The following is a 3,733-nucleotide window of genomic DNA, read 5'->3' on the forward strand; positions in this document are numbered from 1 at the left end:
GATTTTATTCAGTTCATCAATGACTAATGTGAGGTTACGGTTGATTTCCGTTACTTCTTTATATTTGTGACTGCCACTGTCCACAAGAACATTTTTGATTTGGCGCGGGTATTTGAATTTAACGCTTTTAGCGAACAGTTCGCCTTTTTGCTTGTGGAAATAGATCTTGAGTACGTCTTTGTGTGCTTCTTGGCGTAGGGAATAACGTTCAATCTGCTTAGGGTCGTGAATACCCAAACCAGTGAGGTGGGGATACATAGGCTACCTCTATTACATCGAATTGATATTGATATAACTGTAGCAGCCTATGTATGAGCTAGATAGCTGATATTTAGCCAAAATGCTTAACTTGTGGGCAAGATCGCTCTCGCCCTGAACCGAAAAGATTGGCAGGTTTGATCTAAGCTGCGACCTCATCAGATAACTTTTCGATCAATCTCTCTCTTAGCTCATCCTGTTGTTCTTCACTTAATCTTCCCCCTGCATCACTGGTTAAAATAAACAAGTCTTCTGCTCGCTCACCAATGGTGGTGATTTTTGCACCATGAAGGTTGATATTTAAATCAGCAAACGTACGGCCTACTTTGGCCAATAGCCCTGGTGTGTCTAGCGCGACAAACTCCATTAAAGTGTGTTTTTTACCTTTGGTTGGTAAGAAGTCGACTTTGGTTTTCACGTTAAAGTGCTGAAGTTTGTTCGGAGTACGGCGCGTTTTAATCTTGGTTGGTCGGCCTGCCTCCAGTACATGAGTGAGGTGTTTAATCACCGCGGCGTGACGAGACTCATCGATCGCTTCGCCATGTTGATCGAGTACCATAAAGGTATCAATCACGTGCCCATCTTTGCTGGTCATGATTTGCGCGTCGTGTACATTAAAATTACGCCTATCTAACTCCGCCACGACTGTCGCAAATAAAGCAGGCTGGTCTTTCGTATATACAAACACCTCAGTGCCGCCACGAGTGGCTTTTTTACTGATCAACACTAAAGGCTTAGTCGGATCTTCCATGCGAAGTAAGTGTTCGCAGTGCCACGCGATTTGCGTATGGGTATGACGAAGGAAGTAGTCAGCTTTGAAGCGTTGCCACAATACTTCAATTTCGCGCGCGGCAAACCCCTCTTTGCGCAGCATTGCGGAGGCCATTTGTTGATTGTGGCGAATTCGCTCACGCACATCGACAGGGTTCTCTAGGCCTCTACGTAAAGCACGTTGTGTGGAGTAATACAGCTCCGCAAGTAAAGTTCGTTTCCAAGCATTCCAAAGTTCTGGGTTGGTTGCACAAATATCTGCAACTGTCAGGCATACAAGATAATCGAGAGATTCTTCGTCTCTGACTTTTTTGGCAAATTCGGTAATGACATCGGGATCATAAATGTCTCGGCGCTGTGCGGTGACAGACATTAATAGATGATGTCTTACCAACCAAGCGACAAGTTTGGCCTCGGGCTTCGATAAGCCATGCTCAATGCAGAAGTCGTACGCTTCTCCTTCACCGATAATCGAGTGATCGCCGCCACGACCTTTCCCGATGTCATGGAAAATAGCGGCAATAATCAGCAGCTCTTTCTTTTGCATCCGTGGGTAGACGTCACAGCAAATTGGGTGCTTCGCATGATTTTCTGGGTCACTAAAAGTGTTGATGTGTTTAAGTAAGCGAATACTGTGTTCATCAACTGTGTAGGCATGGAATAAGTCAAACTGCATTTGACCAACAATCTGACTCCATTGCGGCAAATAGGCCGCCATAACTCCTAATCGGTGCATGAGACTGAATGCTTTGTGCAGAGCATTAGGGTGACGACATAACGCCATGAACTTTTCACGCGCAGCAGGAATGGTGTGCAAAAACTTGTTGAGCCGACGGCGAGCGGTGCGCAGTTGACGCAGCGTTGGTGGGCTCACCCCTTCAATAGTTGAGTCGTTAGCAATATGTAAGAACATATCCAGAATAGTTTCTGGGCGAGCTTGGAACAATGCGGGTTTCCGCGCTTCAATTAAAGAACCGCGACGTTGAAAGTCCGTATCGAGAATCTCGGCACTTTCTGTCGCCCCACCATTAATGATCGCTTGGTCAAAGAGTTTGAGTAGCATTTTATTGAGCTCTGCCACACGACGAAGCGTGCGGTAGAACTCTTTCATCATCATTTCTACGCCTCGGTTGCCTTCTCCGACGTAGCCTAGATTTTCCGCAACTTGTGCTTGATGAGCAAAGGTCAAGCGGTTGTCATAGCGGCGAAGCTCCATGTGCAGAGCGAAACGTACTCGCCAAAGGAAGTCCTGACATTCAACCAATTCTCGGTATTCTGCGTCAGTTAAAAATCCGTATCGGCTCATTTCTAACAATGAAGTCGCACCAAAGTGACGTCGAGCGACCCAGCTTAATGTATGAATATCGCGCAGCCCGCCAGGGGTTGATTTAATGTCCGGTTCTAAGTTGTAGGTCGTGTCGTGGTAACGTGCATGGCGTTCGCGCTGCTCTTGAATTTTAGCGCGGTAAAACGTCTCACTTGGCCAGAAGGAGTCTGATAACACGACTTTCTTCAGTGCCTGAAAGGTGTCCTCGCTTCCACACAGCAGTCGCGCTTCTTGCAGGTTTGTCGCGACCGTTAGATCGGCTTTACCAATTTCAGCACATTCAGTAACGGTGCGAACAGCGTGTCCGACCTCGAGTTTTAAATCCCACAACAGCGTAATGAATTCGCTGATTTTTGCTTCTAACGCGGTTGGCAGTTTATTGTTCGACAGAATCAAAATATCGATATCGGAGAGCGGATGCAGCTCACCGCGTCCGTAGCCACCAACGGCAACTAGGGAAATGTTGTAAATATCCTTGAAACCAAAATGTTGCCACAAACGATTGAGAAGCAGATCCATATATTCAGCTCTGGCTAAAACCAAGCTTGTTACCGGATGATGATTGAGAAACTCTTGGTTTTGATTAGAGCTAAACTTCTCTAATTCTTGTTTGAGTTCACCGATATTGATTTGTTCATCGGAAAAGGTAAGAGGGGACTGAAGTGTCATATTTGCCATCCGTGCAAGCTAATCTAATAACAATCTAACAAATTTGCGGCAGATAAAAAATATCCCCGCCGAAGCAGGGATATAGTAAACAACGAGTGGTCGTAAGCTTTACGCGTTTTTCATTAGGCGAGGAATCGTATCGTCGCTACGAAGCGTCAGTACTTCACAACCTTCTTTTGTTACTACAATGGTATGTTCCCATTGCGCAGAGTTCTTGCCGTCGCCCGTGTAAACAGTCCAGTCATCTTGTGCATCAACAGAGCAACCAAATTTACCTGCGTTAATCATCGGCTCAATAGTAAAGCACATGCCTTCTTTTAATACGCGGCGGTCTTTGTTCTTGTAATGAACCACTTGTGGTTCTTCATGGAACTCATCGCCGATACCGTGACCACAGAAGTCTTTCACAATAGAAAACTTGTTGCGAGGATTGTTCTTGTTGTTCTCTTTGATGTACTTCTCGATAGCTGTACCGATGTCACCAACCGTTGAACCTGGCTTAACGGTACGCATACCAACATACAGTGCTTCTTGAGCTACCATGCACAGACGTTTGTTTGCAGGCGAAACATCACCGACTAGGAACATCTTAGAAGTGTCACCATGGTACCCCTGAGGACGCACGCTCAGATCGGCATTCTCATCATTTGGAACGATTACGGTAATATCAACGTTTAAGATGTCACCATCTTTTAGTACCGCCGGCTT

At 45.8% G+C, this 3,733-nt stretch carries 3 protein-coding genes; all 3 read right to left on the minus strand.

All coding sequences use genetic code 11. The features are described 5' to 3' along the window. Positions 1–258: DUF3461 family protein (locus tag IQR33_RS18365; protein ID WP_193843911.1), on the minus strand; the 258-nt coding region annotated here is incomplete at its 3' end. Between the two features lie 142 nt (positions 259–400). Next, positions 401–3,025, minus strand: coding sequence for a bifunctional uridylyltransferase/uridylyl-removing protein GlnD (gene glnD, locus IQR33_RS18370; RefSeq protein ID WP_017636037.1), 2,625 nt, complete (start codon positions 3,023–3,025; stop codon positions 401–403). A gap of 108 nt (positions 3,026–3,133) precedes the next feature. Beyond that, a partial coding sequence (map, locus tag IQR33_RS18375; RefSeq protein WP_228013977.1) for a type I methionyl aminopeptidase occupies positions 3,134–3,733 on the minus strand: 600 nt, incomplete at its 5' end.

This window comes from Vibrio sp. OPT46 (assembly GCF_015163535.1).
Taxonomy (GTDB): domain Bacteria; phylum Pseudomonadota; class Gammaproteobacteria; order Enterobacterales; family Vibrionaceae; genus Vibrio; species Vibrio alginolyticus.